The organism is Microbacterium sp. G2-16M (assembly GCF_055809115.1).
In genome coordinates, this window is record NZ_CM147897.1 from 1921456 (window position 1) to 1945353 (window position 23898).

Sequence of the window (23898 nt, forward strand, 5' to 3'; positions counted from 1 at the left end):
GGTTCTGCGCGGTTCTACGCGGTTCTGCGCGGTCGTACTGTGCTCGATTCCATTCTGCGCGCGGCTCTCACGCCCAGCGCCGGCACCACTCGTACATGACGACGGCCGCCGCGGCGCTGGCGTTTATCGATCGGGTCGAGCCGTACTGGGTGATCTCGACGAGGGCGGATGCGGCATCCAGCGCCTCGGACGAGACCCCAGGCCCCTCCTGGCCGAACAGCAGCACGCACCGTTCGGGCAGGTCCGCCTGCTGCACCGGCACTGCACCGGGAACGTTGTCGACCGCGATGATCGGCACGGCCTCGGCATCCGCCCACCGCGCGAACGCCCCGACATCCTCGTGGTGCACGACGTGCTGGTAGCGGTCGGTGACCATCGCACCCCGGCGGTTCCAGCGGCGGCGGCCGATGATGTGCACGGTGTCGGCGCCGAACGCGTTGGCGCTGCGCACGATCGAGCCGATGTTCATGTCGTGCTGCCAGTTCTCGATCGCGACGTGGAACCGATGCCGGCGCTCGTCGAGATCGGCGACGATCGCGTCCATCCGCCAGTAGCGGTAGCGGTCGATCACGTTGCGGCGGTCGCCGTGGGCGAGCAGATCCGGGTCGAAGCGGTCGTCGGTCGGCCACTCCCCGCGCCCGCCGGGCCACGGACCGACGCCGTGCTCGGGCCGCTCGCCCTGCGGCTCGGGCCGCTCGCCCTGCGGCTCGGGCCGCTCGCCCTGCGGCTCGGGTCGCTCGCCCTGCGGCTCAGGCCGCTCCTCCTGCGGCTCGGGCCGCTCCTCCGGACACCCGGCGGCGTCAGTCAGCGGGGCGTCGGTCACGATCCCAGGGTAGCCGCGGGGGCAACCCCGAGCGCCGGCGGCCAGCCAGCGACTGCGTGCCTGCCCCTCCGACTCACCCGTCCCGGGCCGCCCTCGGCCCAGGCGAGGGGAAATGCCGAAGCGAGGATGCTCTCCCCCGATTCCGCCCTCTTTTCGGCATATCTCCTCGGCCCAGCCGAGTGTCGAATCTTTCGGTCACCCGAAAACAGCTATAGGATTTTGGTGTGCCGAAAAGTCGAGCGGAGACCGGAACGCGTCGCGTGCTGACACGCGACACTCCCCGGGGTGCGCTCGGCAACCGGCCCGCCGGCGGCGGAGCCGCGGCATCCCTCCCCCGCGTGACGTGGATGCTGGGACCGGCGCTGGTGGCCGGGGTCGCCTATCTCGACCCGGGCAACGTCGCCAGCAACATGACCGCCGGCGCGCGCTACGGGTACATGCTCGTCTGGGTCGTCGTCCTCGCGAACCTGATCGCGTGGCTCGTGCAGTACCTGTCGGCGAAGCTCGGCGTGGTCACCGGGCAGAGCCTGCCCGAGCTGCTGGGGGCGCGCATCCGGCGCCCCTCGGCGCGGCGCGCGTACTGGCTGCAGGCCGAACTCGTGGCGATCGCGACCGATGTCGCCGAGGTGATCGGCGGCGCAGTCGCCCTGCACCTGCTGTTCGGGCTGCCCCTGCTGTGGGGCGGGGTGATCACCGGCGGAGTGTCTTTGGCCCTGCTGGTCCTGCATTCCCGGCGCGGGCCGCGCACGTTCGAGTTCGTCATCATCGGCCTGGTGGCGGTGATCGCGATCGGGTTCGTGACGGGAGTGTTCGTGGCGCCGCCGAGTCCGGCGGGCATCCTCGGCGGCATGGTGCCCCGCTTCGCCGACACCGGCTCGGTCCTGTTGGCGGCGTCGATCCTCGGGGCGACGATCATGCCGCACGCGATCTACGCGCACTCGGCGCTCGCCCGCGACCGCTTCGCCGGCGACGCCACCCCGGTCCCCCGCATCCTGCGCGCCACCCGGTGGGATGTGTCCATCGCGATGATCGTGGCCGGCGCGGTGAACGTGTGCATCCTGCTGCTGGCCGCGGCCAACCTCACCGGCGTCGCCGGCACCGACACGCTCGAGGGCGCGTACGCGGCGCTCCGCGACGGGATCGGCCCGCTGATCGCGACCCTGTTCGCGGTCGGCCTGCTGGCCAGCGGACTGGCGAGCACCTCGGTCGGAGCCTATGCCGGCGCCGAGATCATGCACGGCCTGCTGCACCTGCGCGTCCCGCTGGTGCTCCGGCGTGTGATCTCGCTCATCCCGGCGCTCGGCCTGCTCGCGTTCGGCGCCGATCCCACGCTGTCGCTGGTGCTCAGCCAGGTGGTGCTGTCCTTCGGCATCCCGTTCGCGGTGATCCCGCTCGTGCGGCTCACGTCGCGCGCCGAGCTGCTCGGCCGGTTCCGCAATCGCCGGATCACCACGCTGCTCGGAATCCTGGCATCCGTCTTCCTGATCATCCTGAACGGGATGCTGCTGCTGCTGGTCTTCAGCGGCGCATGAGAGCGCGGGTAGCCTGGGACCGTGGCATCCCCCGCCGTCGACGACTACCTGAAGACCATCTACCACCACACGGAGTGGCAGGACGAGCGGATCACGCCGTCCCAGCTGGCGGCGGTGCTCGGGCTCGCGCCGTCCAGTGTCACCGAGATGGTGCAGAAGCTCGCCGGCGTCGGCCTGGTCACGCACCGGCCGTACGGTCCGATCTCGCTGACCGCCGAGGGCGAGCGTCGGGCGGCCGCGATCATCCGGCGGCACCGGCTGATCGAGACGTGGCTGGTGCGCGAGTTCGGCTACGCCTGGGACGAGGTGCACGACGAGGCCGAGGTCCTCGAGCACGCCATCAGCGACCGGCTGCTGGAGGGGATCGACGCGCGGCTGCAGCATCCGCATTTCGATCCGCACGGCGACGCGATCCCCGACGCGGACGGACGCGTGCACCGCGAGGACTTCGTGCTGCTGCGGGATGCCGCCCCCGGCCACCGGGGGCGCGTGCTGCGGGTCAGCGACCGCGACCCGCAGCTGCTGCGCGCGGTCGAGGATGCCGGGCTGCACATCGGGCGGGCGGTCGAGGTGGTCGGGGCCGACGCGGTCCGGGTCGACGGCGCCGACCGGGTGCGCCTGCCCGACGGCGTCGCCGACGTGGTGTGGCTCACCGCCTGACCGCCCCTTGCTCGGGATCGTACGATCTGGCCGAGTGCACATGAAACTCGGCCGAAATTGATGTGCACTCGGCCAAATCGTACGATTTCAACGCGGGAGGCATGGTTCAACGCGGGAGGGATGGTTCAACGCGGGAGGGATGGTTCAACGCGGGAGGCATGGTTCAACGCGGGAGGCACACGGGAGAGCGCGGTCAGCGGAAGCGACGGCGGGCGCGCGCGGCCTTCTCGAACGGCCAGCGCACGCGGGTCGCGTTCTCGCAGTACTCCCACAGCCGCTCACCGAGCTCGCGGCTGCGGGTGAGCTTACCCGGCGTCCCGCGATGCGGTGCCCCGTGCACGCCGAAGCGCGGACCCCACAGCTCGCCGCCGCCGACCTCCGGGTCGATCAGGGCGCGCACGAGGCTGCGCGCACCACGATCCTTCGACTGGGCGATCGGCGTCTGCAGGTTGTCGATGAACCGCTTGGTCCGCGACGGCTCGTTCACCCCGCGCACCCCGATCGTGCGTCCGCTGATCGCGTAGCCGGGATGGGCCACGACGCTGGATGCCGGGACCCCGGCCGCCCGCAGGCGCCGATCGGCCTCCAGCCCGAGCACGGTCGTGGCGACCTTCGACTGCACGTATGCGCGCCACGGGCTGTACCCGTCCACCAGCTCGGGGTCGACCGGCTCGTAGTCGCCGTACAGGGTCGACAGGCTGCCGACCCACAGCATCCGCCCGTTCACCACGGCGAGGTTCTGCAGCAGTTCGCCGGCCAGGGCGAAGTGCCCGAGCACGTTCGTCGCGAAGACCAGCTCGTGCCCGCCGGCGGTGCGTCGCTGCCGCGGCGGGTGCACGATCCCGGCGTTCAGCAGCACTCCGTGCAGCGGGCCGCGGGCCCGCGCGGTCGCGGCCGCGGCCCGGATCGAGCCGAAGTTGCTGGTGTCCAGCAGCAGGGTCTCGACGCTGCCGCGCCGGTCCTCCCCGAGGCGCCGTTCGACGGCGGCGTGCGCGGCGGCCAGACGGTTGGGATGACGGCCGGTCATGATCACGTGCGCACCCGCGCGCACCAGCTGTTCTGCAGAGAAATATCCCAGGCCACGCGTGGAACCGGTGATCAGGTAGCGCCTGCCCTCCAGGTCGGGCAGGCGCACGGGGTTCCACCCGGTTCGCGCCACGCTTCGAGCCTAGGCCAGCCGACCCGCCCGTGCGCGGATGCGGCGGCGCGACGCGCCCGGCGGGCGGGCACATCCGGCCTGCGCCGCCCCGTCCGCTCGATAGGCTGGCCGCATGCGGACCCGCGCCGATATCGACTGCTGGCTGACCGACATGGACGGCGTGCTCGTCCACGACAACAGCCCCATCCCCGGCGCTGCGGAGCTGCTCGCGCAGTGGCGGGATGCCGGCATCCCATTCCTCGTGCTCACGAACAACCCGATCTTCACCCCGCGGGATCTGTCGGCGCGGCTCGCCCGCTCGGGGCTGGATGTCCCGGAGGACCGCATCTGGACCTCCGCCCTGGCGACCGCCCAGTTCCTGAAGACGCAGCTGCCCGGCGGATCCGCGTTCGTCATCGGCGAGGCGGGGCTGACCACGGCACTGCACGAGGCCGGGTTCATCATGACCGAGACCCAGCCCGACTACGTCGTGGTCGGCGAGACCCGGCAGTACTCGTTCGAGGCGATCACCCAGGCGATCCGGTTCATCAACAAGGGCGCCCGGTTCATCATCACGAACCCCGACTCGACCGGCCCGACGCCGGCCGGGGTGGTCCCGGCGACCGGGTCGTTCGCCGCGCTGATCACCACCGCCACCGGCAAGGAGCCGTACGTGGTCGGCAAGCCGAACCCGATGATGTTCCGCTCGGCGATGAACCAGATCGGCGCCCACTCCGAGAACACCGGCATGATCGGCGACCGGATGGACACGGATGTCGTGGCCGGCATCGAGGCCGGGCTGCACACGGTGCTCGTGCTCACCGGCATCAGCGATCGCGCCGAGGTGGACCGCTATCCGTTCCGGCCGGACGAGATCGTCGAGTCGGTCGCCGACCTGATCGCACCCGCGCGCTGATCGGGATGAACGCGTTCGAGCAGACCCTCATGCTGGCGGTCACCGCGATCGTGCTGGCCGGCACGCTGGTCGTGTTCGTCGTGCAGTACATCCGCCGCTACGGCAAGCACCGCGACGACGACTGAGGCCCCGCCCGGGCTACGCGGCAGGGTGGAGCACCAGCGCCGCGGCGCCGATGAGCGGCCCGTCGCCGTGCAGGCCGCTGCGCACCACCCGCACCGACCGGGCGTACTCCAGCGCGGCCGAGGCGCGCAGCGCCGCACCGACCAGGTCGATGTAGTCGTCCGCGACGCGGGAGAATCCCCCGCCGATCGCGATGACCTCCAGGTCCACCAGCGCCGACACGTCCGCCAGCGTCTGCCCCACCGCCGCCGCCGAGCGCTCCACGGCGGCGCGGGCGATGCGATCACCGGATGCCGCGGCAGCGCCCAGCTGCTCGCCGCTGTCGCCGTGCCACCCCTGCTCGCGCGCCCAGGCGACGCTGGCGGGGCCGGACGCGACCTGCTCGAGGGTGCGGCCGTCCTCGGAGTGCATCTGCCCGAGGTGTCCGGCGTTCCCGGTCGCCCCGGCCATCAGACCGCCGTCGAGGATGAAGCCGCCGCCGATCCCGGTGGAGACCACCATCGCCAGCGACGCGCGGGCGCCGCGGGTGGCTCCGATCCACGATTCGGCCAGGGCGAGGCATCCGCCGTCGTGCCCGAGGCGCACCGGCACGTCACCGAGCCCGGCACGCGCGGCCGCATCGGCGACGGCGGCCTTCAGCGGCATCCCGTGCAGGCTCGGCATGTTCACCGGCGCGATCGTCCCCGCGCCGTGGTCGATCGGCCCGGCGCTGCCGATCCCGACTCCGACGAGCGTGCCGTCCCGCTCCCCCGCCGCATCGCGCACCACCTGGATGAGCGCGCCCTGCAGCTGCTCGGGCGTGAGCCTTGGACCGGTCGGGCGACGGTGCCGGCTCCCGGGCACGACCATGCCGGTGGCGTCGACGAGGGCCGCCTCGATCTTGGTGCCGCCCAGATCGAGGGCCAGAGCGTGGACGGTCACAGCATCCGGCCCGTCACGACTTCACCGATCCGCTCATCAGGCCGCCGATGAAGTACTTGCCCAGGATGATGTAGACCACCAGGGTCGGCAGCGACGCGATCAGCGCCCCGGCCATGGACGCCCCGTAGTTCGACAGCTGCGCCCCCTGCGACAGGTTCACCAGCGACAGCGACACCGGCCCCTGATTCGCGTCCGAGAGGAACAGCGCGAACAGGTAGTCGTTCCACGCCGAGGTGAACTGCCAGATGATGGTCACCACGAAGCCGGGCAGCGACAGCGGCAGGATGATCCGCCAGTACGAGCCGAGCATGCCGGCGCCGTCCACGCGCGAGGCCTCCATCAGCTCGTTCGGCACGCCCTCGTAGTAATTGCGGAAGATCAGCGTGCAGATCGGCAGACCGTAGATGATGTGCACGATCAGGAGGGTGAGGATGCTGCTGGGCATGCCCAGCGAGGTCTTCATCTGCACCAGCGGCACCATGATCGCCTGGTACGGGATGAACATGCCGAACAGGATCAGCGTGAACACGATGTTCGCGTACGGGAACTTCCAGCGCGAGAGCACGAATCCGTTCATCGAGCCGAGCATGGCCGAGATGATCGCGGCCGGGATCGCCAGCAGGAACGTCCGGCCGATCGGGGCGGCTAGCGTGGTCCAGGCGGTGGACCAGTTGTCGAATCCGGTGGCGCCGTCGGGGCCGGCCTGCCACGGCCAGCGCGCGGGCAGCTGCCAGGATGTCACGGCCGACACGTCGGAGGGGCTCTTCAGGCTGGTCACCAGGAGCACGTACACCGGCATCAGCACGACGACCACGAACAGGACCAGCAGCACGTACTTCGCGGTCCGTCCGACGCGGGCCTTCGCCTTGCCGTTGGTGGGGATGCCGCCGCCGACGGTGGTGCGGCGCTCGATTCCGGTTGCGACGGTCATCGGCGGGCCTTCCTCTCGGCGCGGGCCGTGTAGATCAGGTACGGCACGATGAAGATGCACACCAGCACCAGCAGCACGGTCGCGATGGCCGACGCCTTGCCGTACTCGGCGCCGGTCAGGGCCACCCACATGTAGGTGGCGGGCACCTCGGTGATGTAGACCGAGCCGGTCACGGCCATGATCAGGTCGAACACCTTCAGCGACATGTGCGCGACGATCACGAGCGCCGACAGGGCGACCGGGCTCAGCTGCGGGAAGATCACGTGCCGGTACAGCTTCCACTCGGACGCGCCGTCCATCCGGGCCGCCTCGCGCAGCTCTTCGGGGATGCCGCGGAAGCCGGACAGGAACAGCGCCATCACGTATCCGGACAGCTGCCAGATCGCCGGCATGGCCATGGCGGCCATGCCCCAGTACGGCGCCGAGTACCAGTCGTTCTGCAGCCCGCCCAGCCCGATCGACTGCAGCAGCCGGTTCAGGCCGGAGGCGCGGTCATCCTGAGCGGAGCTGAGCAGCCACCGCCACACCACGCCGGAGGCCACGAACGACACGGCCATCGGGAACAGGAAGATGGAGCGGAATCCACCCTCCGCGGTCACGCCCTTGTCCAGCATCCACGCCCAGAGGAAGCCGAACACCATGGTGCCGACCATGAAGAACACGGTGAAGATGCCGAGGTTGGCCAGCGAGTGCAGGAAGCGCGGCTCGGTGAGCAGGTCGACGAAGTTCTGCAGCCCGACGAACTGCGACGCCGACAGCGCCGAGTCCTTCGTCATGGCGGTGGAGATGTTCACGCCGATGAGGACGTAGACGAAGATCCCGAGCAGGATGATCGTCGGCGAGATCAGCAGCAGCGGCGGCCCCCAGTTGCGGATGCCCTTGCGCATCGTGTCCTCCCGGACGTGATGAGCCGTGTGGGGCGACGGATGCCGCCGCCCCACACGGGTCGGATGTTACTTGCCGAGGCCCTTGGTCTGCGCCTGGACGAGACCGTCCTGGAGCGCGCCCGCATCCTTGGTGGACACGTACTGGCCGATGGCCGAGGTGATGTCGTTCAGCCACGACACCTTGACCGCCGCGCCGTGCGCGAGCGAGCTGACCACGGTGTCCTTGGCGAACGAGGCCATCGCGCCCTGCTGGTAGGCGGGGTAGTCGTCCGCGTTCGCGTCGGTGCGCGCCGGGATCGAGCCCTTGGCCAGGTTGAACGCCTTCTGTCCGTCGGCCGAGCTGATCGTGCGCAGCCAGTCCTTCGCCGCGTCAGCGTGCGGCGCGCCCTTGGGCAGCGTGAACGAGTCGGCGAGGAAGTCGAACGTGCCGTCCGTGCCCGGGGTCGGCCAGGTCGTGTACTCCTTGTCGTACGTCTTGCCCTTCGAGTCGAACTCGGCCAGCGCCCAGTCGCCCATCACGTTGTACGCGGCGGTGCCGTCGATGACCATGTCGGTCGCGACCGGCCAGTCCTGGCCGGTGCCGTCGGTGTTGGCGTAGGACAGCAGCTTGCCGTAGTCGGCGATCGCCTTGGTGACCTGCGGGTCGTCGAACTTGGTCGAGCCGTCCCACAGTCCCTGGTAGCCGTCGGCGCCGAGGTCGGACAGCAGCACGTTCTCGAACAGCTGGACCTGGGTCCAGTCGGTGGCCACCGACAGCGGGGTCGCCACGCCGGCGTCCTTCAGCTTCTTCATGTCGGCCAGCCACCCGTCGATGTCGGCCGGAGCCTTCTTCGGGTCGATGCCGGCCTTGTTCAGCAGCTCGGTGTTGATCCACACGACGTTGGCGCGGTGGATGTTGCTGGGCACCGAGTAGACCTTGCCGTCGACGGTGAGCCGGTCCAGCAGCGTCTTGGGGAAGACGTCGTTGAGCTTGTTCTCCTCATAGAACGAGCTGAGGTCTTCGAGCTTGTCGGCCTCGATGTAGTCGGTCAGCTCGGCGCCGGCGTGCGCCTGGAACGAGTCCGGCGGGTTGTTGGCCTTCAGCCGCGACGCGAGCGCGTTCTTGGCGTTCGAGCCGGCACCGCCGGCCACCGCCGCGTTGACGAACTTGACGTCGGGGTACTGCTCGTTGAACACCTTGGTGAGGGCGTCCAGACCCAGCTTCTCTGAGCCGGATGCCCACCAGGTGAACACCTCGACCTGGTTCGGGTCTCCGCCGTCCTTGCCGCCGCTCGAGCCGGAGCAGCCGGCCAGTGCGAGACCGGCGACCGCCAGGCCCGCGGCTGCTGCGAGTGCTTTCCGCATGTGATCCTCCATTGGATGTCGTCAGCCTGCCTTGCGCCGGCCGTGCTCTTCAATAGATTGCCATGAAATCTGAAAACGTTGCCAAATGCAAGACGAGGGGGCGACGGCATCCGTCCTGTGATCGAATCGTGACCGCGCGGAGGCGGCCGTTTGCGGGTTGACGGGCGGCGACGCGGGGGTGTGCGGGCGGGTATCGGCGTCGGCGCGCGGCGGGCGGGGCCGGCGTCAGGGCGCGGGGCGCGGGGGGCGGGGACCCGCGCCGGCGCGCGGGGTGCTCGGGGACCGGCGTCAGTGCGCGGGGGCGGGTCGGCCGGGGCGGGCCGGTGCCGACCGGCGTCAGGGCGCGGGGGGCGGGTCGCCGGGGCGGGCCGGGGCGGGCCGGTGCCGACCGGCGTCGGGGCGCGGGGGCGGGTACCGGCGTCAGGGCGCGGGGTGCGGGGACCGGCGTCGGCGTGCGGGGTGCGGGGACCGGCGTCAGGGCGCAGGGTCCGCGGGGAAGAGCGTCAGGGCGCGGCGGGCGGCAGCTCGCCGGAGCCGCGCTCGGCCAGCCGGGTGCCGAGGATGATGCGCTGGGTCGGACCCGCGCGCCCCGCGATGCGGCTGAACAGCAGGTCTGCGGCGGCGCGTCCGATGGCGGTCGGATCCTGCACGATCGTGGTCGTGGGCGGGTTCATCAGCACGGCCAGGTCGAAGTCGTCGAAGCCGACGAGCGCCAGGTGCGAGCCGAGCAGGCGCTGTGCGCCCAGGATCGCCTTCGTCGTGCGACCGTTCGTGGAGAACACGGCGGTCGGCGGGTCGGGCAGCCGGGCGAGCTCGAGGAGCGCCTCGGTGCAGACATCCACCTCGTCGTCCACCGAGACCACGAGAGCGGGGTCGGTCGGCAGACCCACCTCTCGCAGCCCGCGGTAGTAGCCGTCTTCGCGACGGACCGAGGTGTAGCGACCGGAGACGTGCGCGAAGCAGGCGATACGGCGGTGCCCGGCGGCGTACAGGTGCCGCACGGCGCTGGCCGACCCGCCTTCGTTGTCGACCACGACGAGGTCGGCGTCCATGCCGGTCGGGGGCTGGTCGACGAACACGATCGGGGTGCCGGCGCGCTGCTCCTCCTGCAGGAACTTCAGGTCGGCATCCTCCGGCGCCACGAGGATCAACCCGTCCAGGCGGCGCTGCAGCAGGCGGCGGATGATGTGCTCCGCCTCGCGGGGGTCGTCGGTGACGGATGCCACGAGAACGAGCTGGTCGCGCGCGCGGGCGCGCTCTTCCACGCCGCTGACCAGGGCCGAGAAGAACGGGTCGGAGATGTTGGTGACCACCATCCCGATCGTCGCCGACGTACCGGTGCGCAGGGTGTGCGCGAAGTCGTTGCGGCTGAAGTTGAGCTCGCGGATGGCCCGCTCGACGGCGCGCACCTTGGACGCGGCGACGCCACCCTTGCCGGAGACGACGCGCGACACGGTGGACAGACCGACGCCGGCGCGGGCGGCGACATCCTTCATCGTCGCGCGGCGCTGCGCGGTCTCTGTCGGTACGTCTTCCATGGCGGTCCGATCCTGGTTTCTGGCAACGTTACCGGATCCCCGCTGCCCTTCGCGCCCTCGCCCCCGCTGCTCGCCGCTCGCCCGCGCTGCTTGCCGCTCGCCCGCGCTGCTTGCCGCTCGCCCGCGCTGCTTGCCGCTCGCCCGCGCTGCTTGCCGCTCGCCCGCTCGCTTGCTCGCCCGCTCGCCCGCTCGCCCGCTCGCGCCGAAATCGTACGATGTGGCCGACTGCACATCAATTTCGGCCCGGGATCATGTTCACTCGGCCAGATCGTACGATTTCGCCCGGGAGGGAGGGAGAGACGCGGGGCGCGGAAGACGCGGCGCGACTACTGCGGGGCGAGGCCGAGGTCGTCGAGGTCGATCGCGGCCAGCCACTGCAGGCCCTCGGCCTCGACGGCGGCCTGGGCGCCGGTCTTGCGGTCCACGATCACCGCGACGGCGACGGGTACGGCCCCCTCGCGGCGCAGCGCCGCGACCGCCTTGAGCGCGGACTGGCCGGTGGTCGAGGTGTCCTCGACCACCACGACGCGCTTGCCCACGACATCCGCCCCCTCGACCTGGCGCCCGCGACCGTGATCCTTCGGCTCCTTGCGCACCACGAAAGCATCCACCGGGCGCCCGGCATGCACCGACTCGTGCATCACCGCGTTCGCGATCGGGTCAGCGCCGAGCGTCAGCCCGCCGACCGCGACGACGTCGAGGTCGCCGATCAGGTCGAGCACGATGCGGCCGATCGCCGGTGCCGCGCGGTGGTCGAGCGTGAGCTTGCGCATGTCGACGTAGTAGCTGGCCTGCTTGCCGCTGGAGAGCGTGAAGTCGCCGCGGAACACGGCCTCCGCGGTGATCAGCCCGATCAGGGTCTGGCGGTCGGCTTCGAGCGCGGGCGTGGAGGCGACGGTCATGTCATCGATTCTATGGGCCCGGATGTCGCAGCCCGCGGCCCGGATGTCCCGGCCCGCGGGCCCGGGACGGAGGCTGCGGTCCCGCATCCGGACACCGCCCTCGTCCTCGGTGCGGCGTGCAGAACTCCGGAGTTCCGGACGCCGGACGGTTCGTGGGGGCAACTTCAGCCCGAGGAGGAGCGAATCCTCCGGAGTTCTGCACGCGCCGCCTGCACCCCGCTACCCGCACCCGCCACCTACGCCCCACCAACCGCACCCCACCACCCGCACCCGCAACCCGCAGCCGCCACCCGCCCACCCCGCGGCCCGCGCTTCCGCCGAGCGAAGATCTGCGGCTTCTTTCCACCGGGATCGCGCTCAAGCAGCCCGATACCTGCGCGGACGCCCCTATAGTCGGTCGCATCGGCACCCTGCGGCGCCGCACCCGACACGAGAGGCACGGAGCTCATTGATGCGCATCGGCATAGTCGCTGAACCCACGGGCGAGAACCGCGTCGCCGCGACCCCGGTGACGGTCGCGAAGATCCGCACGCTCGGCTACGAGGTGGTCATCGAACCCGGGGCGGGTGCAGCATCCTCGTTCCCCGACGACGCCTATGCGGATGGCGGGGCCACCCTGGTCGCCGGACCCGAGGCGTGGGCATCCGATGTCGTGCTGAAAGTGGCCGCACCGACGACGGAGGAGGTCGCGCGCCTGAACCCCGGCGCCACGCTGATCGGGCTGCTGAGCCCGGCGCTCAGCCCCGACCTGCTCGCCCGGCTGGCCGCGCGCGGCGTGACCGCCGTGGCGCTGGACGCCGTCCCCCGCATCTCGCGCGCCCAGTCCATGGACGTGCTCAGCTCGATGGCCAACATCGCCGGCTACCGCGCCGTGGTCGAGGCCGCGCACGAGTTCGGCCGGTTCTTCACCGGCCAGGTCACCGCAGCCGGCAAGGTGCCGCCGGCGAAGGTGCTCGTCGCCGGCGCCGGCGTGGCCGGGCTCGCTGCGATCGGGGCCGCCTCCAGCCTCGGCGCCATCGTGCGCGCGACCGATCCGCGTCCCGAGGTCGGCGACCAGGTCCGCTCGATCGGCGGCGAGTATCTGCCGGTGGATGTCACGGTGGAGCAGTCCACCGACGGCTACGCCAAGGCCACCAGCGAGGCGTACGACAGACGCGCCGCGGAGATCTACTCCGAGCAGGCCCGGGATGTCGACATCATCATCACCACCGCGCAGATCCCCGGGCGCACCGCGCCGCGCCTGATCACGGCATCCGATGTCGCGAGCATGCGACCGGGCAGCGTCATCGTCGACATGGCGGCGGCGCAGGGCGGCAATGTCGAGGGCTCGGTGCCCGGCGAGCGCGTCGTGACCGGCAACAGCGTGACGATCCTCGGCTACGCCGACCTGCCCGGACGCCTGCCGACCCAGGCCTCGCAGCTGTACGGCACGAACCTGGTGAACCTCCTGACCCTGCTCACCCCGGGCCAGGACGGAGAGCTGACGATCGACTTCGACGACGTCGTGCAGCGGGCGGTCACGGTCACGCGCGACGGCGCGGTGACCTGGCCGCCGCCGCCCGTGCAGGTCTCGGCGGCGCCCGCCGCCGCACCGCAGGCAGCGGATGCCGCGGGTGCGCCGACCGGCCACCCCGAGGCGCCTCCGCCCAAGAAGACCATGTCGCCCGCTCGTCGCGCGGGGCTGATCGCCCTGGGGCTGGCCGCCCTGTTCGCGCTGTGCGTGGTCTCGCCGCCGCCGCTGCCGCAGCATTTCCTCGTGCTGGCACTGTCGGTCGTCGTCGGCTTCTACGTCATCGGCCGGGTCACGCACGCGCTGCACACCCCGCTGATGAGCGTGACCAATGCGATCAGCGGCATCATCATCGTCGGGGCGATGGGGCAGCTGGTCGCCCCCAGCCTGGTCGTGCAGATCCTCGCCGCGGTGGCCGTGCTGGTCGCCAGCATCAACGTGTTCGGCGGCTTCGCCGTGACCCGACGGATGCTGTCGATGTTCGTGCGTGATCCCGCCGATCCGGGGCGAACGGCCGGGGCGAAGCATCCCACCGGTTCGACGCAGGCGGGCACCCGGTGACCGGCGTGACCCTCGCCGGCGCGATCGCCGGCGCGGCCTATATCGTCGCCGCCCTGCTGTTCATCATGAGCCTGGCCGGCCTGAGCCGCCAGGAGCGCGCCCGCGGCGGCGTCCTGTACGGCATCGTCGGGATGATCGTGGCCCTGGCGGCGACCGTCTGGCTGATGCTCGAGGATGGCTGGGGCCAGCCCACGGCGGTGCTGGGGCTGACGCTCCTGATCGTGGCCATGATCATCGGAGCCGCGATCGGCCTGTGGCGCGCGGCGACGGTGAAGATGACCGGGATGCCGGAGCTGATCGCCCTGTTCCACAGCTTCGTGGGACTCGCCGCGGTGCTGGTCGGATGGAACGGCGCGCTCTACACCGAGGGCATCGCCCCCGATCTGCTCGGCGTGCACCACGCCGAGGTGTTCATCGGCGTGTTCATCGGCGCGGTGACGTTCACCGGCTCGATCGTGGCGTATCTGAAGCTGTCGGCGAAGATCTCTTCGCGGCCCCTGATGCTGCCCGGCAAGAACGTGCTCAACGTCGGCGCGCTCGTCGTGTTCGTCGCGCTGACCGTCTGGTACGTGATCACGCCGGAGCTGTGGCTGCTGGTGGTCGTGACCGCCCTGGCGCTGGCCCTGGGCTGGCACCTGGTCGCCTCGATCGGCGGCGGCGACATGCCGGTGGTCATCTCGATGCTCAACAGCTATTCGGGATGGGCGGCGGCCGCGGCAGGATTCCTGCTGAACAACGACCTGCTGATCGTCACCGGGGCGCTGGTCGGCTCATCCGGTGCGTACCTGTCGTACATCATGTGCAAGGCGATGAACCGGTCGTTCATCTCGGTGATCGCCGGGGGTTTCGGCATCGAGGCGCCGCGCGCGGACGGCGACGAGCCGGTCGGCGAGCACCATGAGACGGATGCGGCTGCCGTCGCGCGGCTGCTGGAAGCGGCATCCACCGTCGTCATCACGCCCGGATACGGCATGGCCGTCGCACAGGCCCAGCACGGGGTCGCCGACCTCGCCCGACACCTGCGCGAGCGCGGCATCGAGGTGCGGTTCGGCATCCATCCGGTGGCGGGCAGGCTCCCCGGGCACATGAACGTGCTGCTGGCCGAGGCGAAGGTGCCGTACGACATCATGCTGGAGATGGACGAGATCAACGACGACTTCGCGCACACGGACGTGGTGCTGGTGATCGGCGCGAATGACACCGTGAACCCGGCGGCCGCGGAGGATCCGGGCAGTCCGATCGCCGGGATGCCGGTGCTGCGGGTGTGGGAGGCCGCGCACGTCGTGGTGTTCAAGCGGTCGATGGCGTCGGGGTACGCCGGCGTGGCCAACCCGCTGTTCTACCGGGACAACGCACAGATGCTGTTCGGCGACGCGAAGGAGCGGGTCGAGGACATCCTGCGGGCGCTGTGAGGCGAGCCGGAATCCGCCCGTCATGCGGCCGGCGCGGGTAGCGTGGGCGGCAGGACTGCGACGAAGGCTGCGACGAAGGAGGACGAGATGTTCGAGTACGACCCCTACGCGGAGTTGGCGCGGCTGAAGGAACTCCCCACCTTGACGGTGACGAGCACCGATTTCACTGAGGGGCAGCGGCTTCCGCAGGAGAGCTGGGGCTCCGGCGCCGGAGGTGCGGACCGCTCGCCGCAGCTGAGCTGGTCGGGGGCGCCCGAGGGCACGCGCAGCTTCGCGGTGTCCTGCTTCGATCCGGATGCCCCGACCGGATCCGGATACTGGCACTGGGCCGTGTACGACATCGACTCATCCGTGGGAGAACTGGCGGCGGACGCCGGGAACGGCCGTGCGGGGTCGCTGCCGGCCGGGGCGATCACGCTGCCGAACGAGGCGCGCAGCGAGCGGTACATCGGTGCGGCGCCGCCGGCGACCACGGGCGTGCACCGGTATTTCTTCGTCGTGGATGCGCTGGATGTCTCGCACCTCGACATCGCGCCGGGGTCGACGCCGGCCGTGCTGGGGTTCAATCGGCACTTCCATGCGCTGGCCCGCGGCATCCTCGTCGGCACCGCGTCCGTCGACTGACCGCGCCCCCGTTCTGGGTGCCCCCGACCCCGCCGCTTTCTCGTCGAAATCGTACGATTTGGCCGAGTGAACATCAGTCTGGGCCGAGATTGATGTGCAGTCGGCCAAATCGTACGATCCCGCGGAGGGGGTCGGCGGGGCGCCATAGGCTGGGCGCATGCGCTTGGCCACCTGGAATGTCAACTCGATCCGCGCCCGCGTCGCCCGCACGGTGGAGTTCGCCGTCCGTGAGGATGTCGACGTCCTGGCGATGCAGGAGATCAAGTGCCGACCCGACCAGTTCCCCTACGGACCGTTCGAGGACGCCGGATACGAGGTCCACGCACACGGCCTGAACCAGTGGAACGGCGTCGCGATCGCCAGCCGGCTGCCCGTGGCCGACGTGCAGACCTCGTTCCCGGGCATGCCCGGGTTCGCGAAGGGCCACGAAGGCCCCGACCAGCCCCAGGAGGCGCGGGCGATCAGCGCGCTCGTCGGCGGCACCCGCGTCTGGAGCCTGTACGTGCCCAACGGCCGCGGCCTGGACGACCCCCACTACGTGTACAAGCTCGACTGGCTGGCCGCCCTCACCGCGCACGTGAAGGATGAGCTGGCCCGCGACCCGCAGCTGCCGCTGGCCCTGGTGGGCGACTTCAACATCGCCCCGACCGACGCCGACAACGGCGACCCGGCGGTGGTCGAGGGCGTGTCCACGCACGTGTCGCCGCGCGAGCGGGCGGCCTTCGCCGCGCTCGAGGCGGCGGGGCTGTCAGATGTCGTCCGCCCGCTCGTTCCCACCGGCTTCACGTACTGGGACTACAAGCAGCTGCGCTTCCCCCGCAACGAGGGCATGCGCATCGATTTCATCCTCGGCTCCCGGGCGTTCGCCGACGCGGTCTCGGCCGCCGGCATCCACCGCAACGAGCGCAAGGGCGAGATCCCCAGCGACCACGTCCCGGTGACCGCGGACGTCGACCTCGACCCCGCCGGCGACGAGGACGACGTGCCGATGATCTTCGGCTGACGCCGGCCTCGACCCGCGCAGGCCCCGTCAGTCCCCCAGCGTCATATCCCCCGTGGTGGGCGCACCGGCCGGCGCATAGCGCAGCTGCACCATGCCCTTCTCGGTCGTCACGGCCGGGGCCACCAGACGCAGCGCGGCCGGGACCGCGCCGTCGGGGAACACCTTCTTGCCGCCGCCGAGCACGACCGGATACGTCCACAGCACCAGCTCGTCGTACAGCTCGTCCGCCAGCAGCGAGTGGGCGAAGCCCACACTGCCGATCACGTGCACGTTGCGGTGCCGCTCCCGCAGCGCGTCGATCTCGGTGCGCAGGTCCGGCCCGAGCAGCGAACTGCCCTGCCACCCCAGCGCCGGGGTCCCGCGGGAGGCGACGTACTTCGGCACCCGGTCGAAGAGCGCGCCGATCGGGTTGTCGGTGTGCCGGGGCCAGTACGCCGCGAAGATGTCGTACGTCCGGCGGCCGAGCAGCAGCGCGTCCAGCCCCTCCATGTTCTCGGCGACGAGGCGTCCCCCGGTGTCGTCCAGCAGCGGAGCCTGCCACCCGCCGAAGACGAAGCCGTCGCTGGGATCCTCCTCGGCGGCGCCGGGCGCTTGGGCCACACCGTCCAGGGTGGTGAACAGATCGATCAGGATGCGGCCGGTCATGCGCGTGTCCTTTCGTCGGCCGTGCGTTCCGGGACGAGGACCGTCCCGGAGTCGATGTGGAACGTCGCGGCGAACCGCTCCAGCAGCACCGGGTCGCCCGCCAGCACGTGCAGCACGCCGGCGTCGAGGGCGGCGGCCGGCGTCAGCTCACCGGAGATGATGTGCCGGATGCCGGGGCCCGCGGCGATCGTGATGTCCGGGTCGCCGGCCGGCGGCATCCCGCCCACCGGCGGCGCGGGCGGCGCCACCTGCGCGACATGCAGCCCCTCGGGGGAGACCTGGGCCCGCAGCGCGACGTCGCCCACGTGCAGCTCGTAGTCCGCGGGCGGCGCCGAGGCCGCGACATCCGCCTGGAACGCGGTGCGCAGCGCCATGGTCAGCGAGTCCGGGGTGACCTGGTCGTCGGGGCCGGGGTCGCCCATCGCCTGGAACCCCCAGCGGCCGAGCGCGAGGACGATCGGCTCGAGCTCGCGGCCGTACTCGGTCAGCTCGTACACCAGGCCGCAGTGGTGCAGCGGCACCCGCCGCACCACTCCGCCGTCCTGCAGCTCCTTGAGCCGGGCGGAGAGGATGTTCGTGGGGATCCGGGGCAGTCCCTGCTTCAGGTCCGTGTAGCGGCGGGGGCCGACGAGGAGGTCGCGGATGATCAGCAGCGCCCAGCGCTCGCCGATCAGGTCGACGGCCGTCGTGACCCCGCAGTACTGTCCGTAGCTGCGGGCCGCCACCTACGCGGCACCTTCTCCCTGCGCGGCCAGGGCCGCCTCGGGTCCCTGTTCGACGGCCTCCGGGGCCATGTAGAGGAAGCCGAGCGAGTTGCCGTCCGGGTCGTCCAGGTCGCGGCTGTACATGAAGCCGAGGTCCTGTGCCGGGCGCGGTTCGCTGCCCCCGGCGGCGATGCCGGCCGCGATGAGCCGGTCGACGTCCTCCCGCGAATCGCAGCTGAACGCGACCGAGACCTGCAGGGTGTCGATCGGATCGGCGATCAGCTTGTCGGTGAAAGTGGCGAGGAACTCGCGCTTGAGCACCATGAAGAAGATGTTCTCGTCCCACACGATGCAGGCGGCGTTCTCGTCGGTGAACTGGGGGTTCAGGGACGTATCGAGCGCCGCGTAGAACGCCTTGCTGCGCTCCAGGTCGCTGGTGGGAAGGTTCACGAAGACGTTGGTGGCCATGTCGACTCCATCCGAGTTGCTTGTTCTTAACAAGCATGCTTGCAAAGAACAAGCTGGTCGTCAAGACCGGATTCGACCGACCCCTCTCTGGACCCGCCCGCGAGAGCCAGGACCGATCTCATCCGCGAGATCACGCTCGTGCACGCTGTGAGCGCGAAACATGTACACGAGCGTGATCTCGCGTGGGGATGCCGCGGGCGCGGCGCGGTGGGGATGCCGCAGCGCGGCGCGGCGCGGTGGGGATGCCGCGGCGCGGCCGGTGTCAGGCCGCGGCGGAGTCCGCGTCCTCCGCATCCGCGTCCTCCGCGGCGGCATCCGCCGTGTCGACGTAGCGGGCGATGAGCGCGGTGAACGCGTGCAGGTACGAGGTCAGGAACGCGGCCGTCCCCTCGTTGGAGACCGCACCGTCCTCGCCGAACAGGCCGGGCGTGGACTGGATGTAGCCCTCGGGCTGGCCGAGCGTGGGCGCGTTGTAGTGGCTCAGGATCGCCTTCAGATGCTGCTGGGCGGCGGCCGTGGAGATCGGGCCGCCGGAGGTGCCGATCACGGCGGTCGGCTTGTGGTCGAACGAGGCCTGACCGTAGGGGCGGGCCGACCAGTCCAGCGCGTTCTTGAGCACGCCCGGGATGGAGCGGCTGTACTCGGGCGTCACGATGATCACACCGTCCACGTCGGCGATCGCCTGCTTGAAGTCACGGGCGACCTGGGGGAAATCGGCGTCGTGGTCGGGCGAGTAGAACGGCAGGTCCTTGATCGGGATCTCGACGAGCTCGACGCCGGCGGGGGCGAGGCGGGCCAGGGCCCGGGCGAGCCGCCGGTTGATGGAGGTGCTGGAGATGCTGCCGACGATGCAGCCGATCGTGTACGGGGTCACGGTGATCCTTCTGTGTCTCGATTCGGGCACCGCCTGCTGCCGCCGCGGAGTGGACGCGCAGCGGACGGGAGCCCCGGTCGCGTCCAGTCAAGCGGATCTTCCTATGTCCTATTCCGCCGCATAGATATCGACGCCCGGTCGGGGCTCCGCCGCGCGGGGGAGGCGCGCAGCATCCGTCCCCCGTACGGTGGAGGGATGCCTCTGGACGTCCGCCTGCAGCGACAGGATCTCGCGCTGGCCGCCGCCGTCGGCGTGGGCACGGTGATCAGCGCTGCGCTGGGCGGGGTCGCCGGCATCTTCGGCGACCATGCCGCGCCGATGTGGGTCGCGGTCGTCTACGCCGCGGTGCTGGCGGCCGCGATCGCGGTGCGTCGGCGCTGGCCGAGTGTGGTCGCCGTCGCCACGGCGGCCGCCTACTTCGCCGCCGGCACCTGGCACGTGCCCGAGCTGTACGCCGGGAACATCGCGATGTTCATCGGCTTCTACACGGTCGGGGCGATCTCGACCGACCGGCGCCGGGCCGCGTGGGTGCGCATCGGCATCACGGTCGGCATGTTCGTCTGGCTGCTGACGGCCACCTTCATCCAGTCGACCGACCCGTCCGACGATTCACCCTCGCAGGCCGGCGCCTTCTCGCCGTTCGTCGCCTACGCCCTGCTGAACATCGTCGTCAACGCCCTCTACTTCGGCGGCGCCTACTACTTCGGCGAGCGCACCTACGCCGCATCGCGGCAGCGGCGCATGCTCGAGCAGCGCACCGCCGAGCTCGAACGCGAGCGCGAGCGCACCGCCGCGCAGGCCGTCGCGCTGGAGCGCGTGCGCATCGCGCGCGAGCTGCACGACGTCGTGGCACACCACGTCTCGCTGATGGGGGTGCAGGCGGGTGCGGCCCGTGCGGTGATGGCGAAGGACCCGGATGCCGCGGCCCGCACGCTCGCGCAGGTCGAGGCATCCGCCCGCGGCGCCCTCGACGAGCTGCACCAGCTGCTGGAGACACTGCGCTCGGACGACCTCGACACCGCCGCCACGACCCTCGGCCTGGCCGCGCTGTCGACCCTGGTCGACGAGTCCACCGGCGCCGGGGTGCCGACCACGCTGACCGTGATCGGCGATCCCCGGCCGGTGCCCGACACCGTGCAGGTGTCGCTGTACCGCATCGCGCAGGAGGCGCTGACGAACGCGCGCCGGCACGCGGGACCGGATGCCACAGCCGACGTGCGCCTGCGCTATCACGACGCCGGCGACACCGGCACCGCCGAGACCGGCACCGCCGACATCCCCGGCGGGGCCGGCATCGAGCTGGAGGTGACCAACACCGGCCGGCGCGTGGCCCGGGTCGGCCGGGGGCTCGGGCTGGTCGGCATGCGCGAGCGGGCCACGGCGTGCGGCGGCCGACTCGAGGCGCGCCCTCGGGATGGCGGCGGGTTCCTGGTGCGGATCTCGGTGCCCCTGGCGGTGCACGCGGATGCCTGAGCCGACGCGGGTGCCGGAGCCGACGCGCGTGCTGCTGGTCGACGATCACGCGATGATGCGCGCGGGCTTCCGGCTGATCCTGGAGGCGGCGGACGGCATCGCGGTGGTGGGTGAGGCATCCACCGGCGCGGAGGGCGTGGCTGCGGCGATGCGACTGCGACCCGACGTCATCTGCATGGACGTGCAGATGCCCGACATGGACGGGCTGGAGGCCACCCGGCGGATCGTCGGCGACCCGCAGCTGCAGGCCGCCGTGCTGATCGTGACGACGTTCGACCGCGACGACTACCTGTTCGCGGCCCTGTCGGCCGGGGCGGCCGGGTTCCTGCTGAAGAACGCCGGCCCGGAAGAGCTCGTCCGCGCGGTGCGGGTGGCCGCAGTCGGCGACGCGCTGCTGGCGCCCGAGGTGACGCGGCGGGTGATCGCCCGCTTCGCGACCGACGGGCAGGCCGCGACGGGCGTTCGGTCGTCACGAGATGTGACTCCGACCCCGGGCAATCCGCAGTCCGTGACGACCGAATCGGATGCGCGTGCGCTCGCCGAGCTGCTCACCGAGCGCGAGGCCGAGGTGCTCCGCCTGATGGCGGAGGCGCTGAGCAACGCCGAGATCGCCGGGCGGCTGTTCATCGGCGAGGCGACGGTGAAGACGCACGTCTCGAACGTGCTGGCCAAGCTCGGGGCACGCGACCGGGTGCAGGCCGTGGTGCTGGCCCACCGGCACGGGCTGGCGTGACGGCATCCGTCCCGGCCGGCGGGCGGCCGGATCTCCCTCCCGCGGGGGAGGCGCAGCATCCTCCTGGCTCGTAACGTGGGGCCATCACACGAGGAGGACGGATGCTCACACTGAGCGGCATCACCAAGAGCTACGGCGGGCGCCGGGTCCTCGGCGACGTCGGATTCGAGGTCGCCCCCCGGCGGCTGACCGGCTTCGTCGGCGGCAACGGCGCCGGCAAGACCACGACCATGCGCATCGCGCTGGGCGTGCTCGAGGCCGACGGCGGCGAGGTGCGCCTGGACGGGGCACCGATCACCGACACCGACCGGCGGCGCTTCGGCTACATGCCCGAGGAGCGCGGTCTGTATCCGAAGATGAAGGTCGCCGAGCAGATCGCGTATCTCGCGCGGCTGCACGGCTATTCGAAGACGGATGCCGAAGCCAGCGCCACCGGGCTGCTGACCGAGCTCGGCCTGGGCGAGCGTCTGCACGACAAGGTCGAGACGCTGTCGCTGGGCAATCAGCAGCGCGCGCAGATCGCGGCCGCGCTGGTGCACGATCCGGAGGTGCTGATCCTGGACGAGCCGTTCTCGGGCCTGGACCCGATGGCGGTCGACGTGGTGGCCGGGGTGCTGACGGCGCGGGCGGAGCAGGGCGTGTCGGTGCTGTTCAGCTCGCACCAGCTCGACGTGGTCGAGCGGCTGTGCGACGACCTGGTGATCATCGCCGAGGGCACGATCCGCGCCGCCGGCAGCGCCGACCGGCTGCGCGCCGAGCACGCGGGGCGGCAGTACGAGCTGCACACCGCCGGCGACGTCGGCTGGCTGCGCGCCGAACCGGGGGTTGCCGTCGTCGACTTCGCGGCCGGGTCGGCGGTGTTCGACGCCGACAGCGACGAGACGGCGCAGCGCGTGCTGCGCACCGCGATCGCGCAGGCGCCGGTGCACAGCTTCACCCCGCGCCGCCCCTCCCTCGCCCAGATCTTCAAGGAGGTCATCCAGTGAGCACCACGACATCCGCTCCCCCGACCCGCACGGCGCGCGTCGTGCCGGCGGCGCCGAGCATCGCGCAGAGCACCTGGCTCGTCGCCGAGCGCGAGATCGGCTCGAAACTGCGCAGCAAGGTGTTCATGATCTCGACCCTGGTGATGTTCGCCATCGCGCTGGGCGGAGTGATCTGGGGTGGGTTCGCCGCGGCGAACCCCTCGCTGACCCCGGTCGCGGTGACCGGCCAGACGGCTTCGGTGATCGAGGACGTGCCCGGGCTGAAGGTCACCACCGTCGCCTCGGCCGACGACGCCATCGCGCTGGTCAAGAGCGGGAAGGCGGATGCGGCCATCGTGCCGGATCCGGCCAGCCCGACGCAGGTCAAGCTCGTCGGCGACACCTCGGTGCCGGATGGGCTGGTCGCGCAGCTGAGCGTCTCGCCCACGGTCGAGCTGCTGACCCCGAGCTCGCAGGACTGGCTGCTGCGCTATCTGGTGGCGATCGGGTTCGGGGTCGTGTTCCTGATGTCGGCGTCGATGTTCGGCAGCACCATCGCGCAGTCGGTGGTCGAAGAGAAGCAGACCCGGGTGGTGGAGATCCTCATCTCGGCGATCCCGGTGCGGGCGCTGATGGCCGGGAAGGTCATCGGCAACACCATCCTCGCGATGGCCCAGATCGTCATCCTCGTCTCGATCGCCATCGTCGGGCTCAGCGTGACCGGCCAGAGCGCGATCCTGACCGGCCTCGGCGGTCCGATGGTCTGGTTCGCCGTGTTCTTCCTGTTCGGGTTCATCCTGCTGGCGGCGCTGTTCGCCGGCGCCGGCGCGATGGTCTCGCGGCAGGAGGACATCGGGTCGACCACCATGCCGCTGACCATGCTGATCCTCGCGCCGTACATCCTGGTGATCCTGTTCAACGACAACCCGGTCGTGCTGGCGGTGATGTCGTATGTGCCGTTCTCGGCCCCGGTCGGCATGCCGCTGCGCCTCTACCTGGGTGACGCGCAGTGGTGGGAGCCGCTGCTGTCGCTGGTGATCCTCGTGGCCACGTGCCTGGCGGCGATCCTGGTCGGCTCGCGGCTGTACCGCAACTCGCTGCTGCGGATGGGCGCCCGGGTCAAGCTGGCCGACGCCCTGCGGACGTAGGCGCGGCGGGCCGGAGCGGCGGGGAGGATGCGCGCCGAGGACCGCGATGTCAACCCGGTGGTG

At 71.1% G+C, this 23898-nt stretch carries 23 protein-coding genes; 11 read left to right on the forward strand and 12 right to left on the reverse strand.

Annotated elements, in window-relative coordinates:
- Nucleotides 1-67 precede the first annotated feature (67 nt).
- On the reverse strand, nt 68-823 hold the full coding sequence (locus AC0L6F_RS09090) for a TrmH family RNA methyltransferase (protein WP_473537622.1): 756 nt from the start codon (nt 821-823) through the stop codon (nt 68-70).
- A 263-nt stretch (nt 824-1086) separates the two neighbouring features.
- Between AC0L6F_RS09090 and AC0L6F_RS09095 the strand changes: the two genes are divergently transcribed.
- The gene (locus AC0L6F_RS09095) at nt 1087-2355 is read left to right on the forward strand and encodes an Nramp family divalent metal transporter (protein ID WP_473539982.1); all 1269 of its coding nucleotides are present in this window, start codon (nt 1087-1089) and stop codon (nt 2353-2355) included.
- Nucleotides 2356-2376: 21 nt separating this feature from the next.
- The gene (locus AC0L6F_RS09100) at nt 2377-3015 is read left to right on the forward strand and encodes a metal-dependent transcriptional regulator (protein ID WP_274636254.1); all 639 of its coding nucleotides are present in this window, start codon (nt 2377-2379) and stop codon (nt 3013-3015) included.
- Nucleotides 3016-3208: 193 nt separating this feature from the next.
- On the opposite strand, the gene AC0L6F_RS09105 is transcribed toward AC0L6F_RS09100, so the two are convergent.
- A complete protein-coding gene (locus AC0L6F_RS09105; RefSeq protein WP_473537624.1) occupies nt 3209-4174 on the reverse strand; it encodes an SDR family NAD(P)-dependent oxidoreductase in 966 nt (321 codons plus the stop codon).
- 112 nt (nt 4175-4286) lie between these two features.
- Here AC0L6F_RS09105 and AC0L6F_RS09110 point away from each other — a divergent pair, with 112 nt between their 5' ends.
- Entirely contained in the window at nt 4287-5069 is a 783-nt protein-coding gene (locus AC0L6F_RS09110) for an HAD-IIA family hydrolase (protein ID WP_274636256.1), read from the forward strand.
- A 138-nt stretch (nt 5070-5207) separates the two neighbouring features.
- Here AC0L6F_RS09110 and AC0L6F_RS09115 read toward each other — a convergent pair whose 3' ends face one another.
- The 6 genes from AC0L6F_RS09115 to pyrE form a co-directional block, all read right to left on the reverse strand.
- A complete protein-coding gene (locus AC0L6F_RS09115) occupies nt 5208-6113 on the reverse strand; it encodes an ROK family protein (RefSeq protein WP_473537625.1) in 906 nt (301 codons plus the stop codon).
- 13 nt (nt 6114-6126) lie between these two features.
- Nucleotides 6127-7044 (reverse strand): carbohydrate ABC transporter permease, encoded by a 918-nt coding sequence (locus AC0L6F_RS09120; protein ID WP_473537626.1) that lies wholly within the window; start codon nt 7042-7044, stop codon nt 6127-6129.
- A complete protein-coding gene (locus AC0L6F_RS09125) occupies nt 7041-7931 on the reverse strand; it encodes a carbohydrate ABC transporter permease (protein WP_274636259.1) in 891 nt (296 codons plus the stop codon). The genes AC0L6F_RS09120 and AC0L6F_RS09125 overlap by 4 nt, the downstream gene beginning before the upstream one ends.
- Before the next feature lie 66 nt (nt 7932-7997).
- Entirely contained in the window at nt 7998-9275 is a 1278-nt protein-coding gene (locus AC0L6F_RS09130; protein ID WP_473537627.1) for an ABC transporter substrate-binding protein, read from the reverse strand.
- Between the two features lie 503 nt (nt 9276-9778).
- Nucleotides 9779-10813 (reverse strand): LacI family DNA-binding transcriptional regulator, encoded by a 1035-nt coding sequence (locus AC0L6F_RS09135; protein ID WP_473537629.1) that lies wholly within the window; start codon nt 10811-10813, stop codon nt 9779-9781.
- A gap of 326 nt (nt 10814-11139) precedes the next feature.
- On the reverse strand, nt 11140-11715 hold the full coding sequence (pyrE, locus tag AC0L6F_RS09140; RefSeq protein WP_259612902.1) for an orotate phosphoribosyltransferase: 576 nt from the start codon (nt 11713-11715) through the stop codon (nt 11140-11142).
- A 451-nt stretch (nt 11716-12166) separates the two neighbouring features.
- Between pyrE and AC0L6F_RS09145 the strand changes: the two genes are divergently transcribed.
- The 4 genes from AC0L6F_RS09145 to AC0L6F_RS09160 all read left to right on the forward strand — a co-directional run bounded on the left by AC0L6F_RS09145 (nt 12167) and on the right by AC0L6F_RS09160 (nt 16825).
- The gene (locus AC0L6F_RS09145; RefSeq protein ID WP_473537630.1) at nt 12167-13786 is read left to right on the forward strand and encodes a Re/Si-specific NAD(P)(+) transhydrogenase subunit alpha; all 1620 of its coding nucleotides are present in this window, start codon (nt 12167-12169) and stop codon (nt 13784-13786) included.
- A 65-nt stretch (nt 13787-13851) separates the two neighbouring features.
- A complete protein-coding gene (gene pntB / locus AC0L6F_RS09150) occupies nt 13852-15198 on the forward strand; it encodes a Re/Si-specific NAD(P)(+) transhydrogenase subunit beta (protein ID WP_473539983.1) in 1347 nt (448 codons plus the stop codon).
- 87 nt (nt 15199-15285) lie between these two features.
- Nucleotides 15286-15822: a YbhB/YbcL family Raf kinase inhibitor-like protein gene (locus AC0L6F_RS09155; protein ID WP_274636264.1), complete on the forward strand. Its 537-nt coding sequence runs from the start codon at nt 15286-15288 to the stop codon at nt 15820-15822.
- Between the two features lie 157 nt (nt 15823-15979).
- Nucleotides 15980-16825: an exodeoxyribonuclease III gene (locus AC0L6F_RS09160; RefSeq protein ID WP_473537631.1), complete on the forward strand. Its 846-nt coding sequence runs from the start codon at nt 15980-15982 to the stop codon at nt 16823-16825.
- Nucleotides 16826-16852: 27 nt separating this feature from the next.
- On the opposite strand, the gene AC0L6F_RS09165 is transcribed toward AC0L6F_RS09160, so the two are convergent.
- The 4 genes from AC0L6F_RS09165 to AC0L6F_RS09180 all read right to left on the reverse strand — a co-directional run bounded on the left by AC0L6F_RS09165 (nt 16853) and on the right by AC0L6F_RS09180 (nt 19516).
- Nucleotides 16853-17470, reverse strand: coding sequence for a dihydrofolate reductase family protein (locus AC0L6F_RS09165; protein ID WP_473537632.1), 618 nt, complete (start codon nt 17468-17470; stop codon nt 16853-16855).
- On the reverse strand, nt 17467-18195 hold the full coding sequence (locus AC0L6F_RS09170) for a winged helix-turn-helix transcriptional regulator (RefSeq protein ID WP_473537633.1): 729 nt from the start codon (nt 18193-18195) through the stop codon (nt 17467-17469). Before AC0L6F_RS09170 ends, AC0L6F_RS09165 begins: the two co-directional genes overlap by 4 nt.
- A complete protein-coding gene (locus AC0L6F_RS09175; RefSeq protein ID WP_473537634.1) occupies nt 18196-18642 on the reverse strand; it encodes a VOC family protein in 447 nt (148 codons plus the stop codon).
- 262 nt (nt 18643-18904) lie between these two features.
- A complete protein-coding gene (locus AC0L6F_RS09180) occupies nt 18905-19516 on the reverse strand; it encodes an NADPH-dependent FMN reductase (protein WP_473537636.1) in 612 nt (203 codons plus the stop codon).
- Between the two features lie 195 nt (nt 19517-19711).
- Between AC0L6F_RS09180 and AC0L6F_RS09185 the strand changes: the two genes are divergently transcribed.
- From AC0L6F_RS09185 to AC0L6F_RS09200, 4 genes are all read left to right on the forward strand, one after another.
- The gene (locus AC0L6F_RS09185; protein ID WP_473537637.1) at nt 19712-20989 is read left to right on the forward strand and encodes a sensor histidine kinase; all 1278 of its coding nucleotides are present in this window, start codon (nt 19712-19714) and stop codon (nt 20987-20989) included.
- Nucleotides 20982-21722, forward strand: a complete 741-nt coding sequence (locus AC0L6F_RS09190) for a response regulator transcription factor (protein WP_274636271.1) — start codon at nt 20982-20984, stop codon at nt 21720-21722. The genes AC0L6F_RS09185 and AC0L6F_RS09190 overlap by 8 nt, the downstream gene beginning before the upstream one ends.
- 101 nt (nt 21723-21823) lie before the next feature.
- A complete protein-coding gene (locus AC0L6F_RS09195) occupies nt 21824-22708 on the forward strand; it encodes an ABC transporter ATP-binding protein (protein ID WP_274636272.1) in 885 nt (294 codons plus the stop codon).
- A complete protein-coding gene (locus AC0L6F_RS09200; RefSeq protein WP_274636273.1) occupies nt 22705-23835 on the forward strand; it encodes an ABC transporter permease in 1131 nt (376 codons plus the stop codon). The genes AC0L6F_RS09195 and AC0L6F_RS09200 overlap by 4 nt, the downstream gene beginning before the upstream one ends.
- Nucleotides 23836-23898 lie beyond the last annotated feature (63 nt).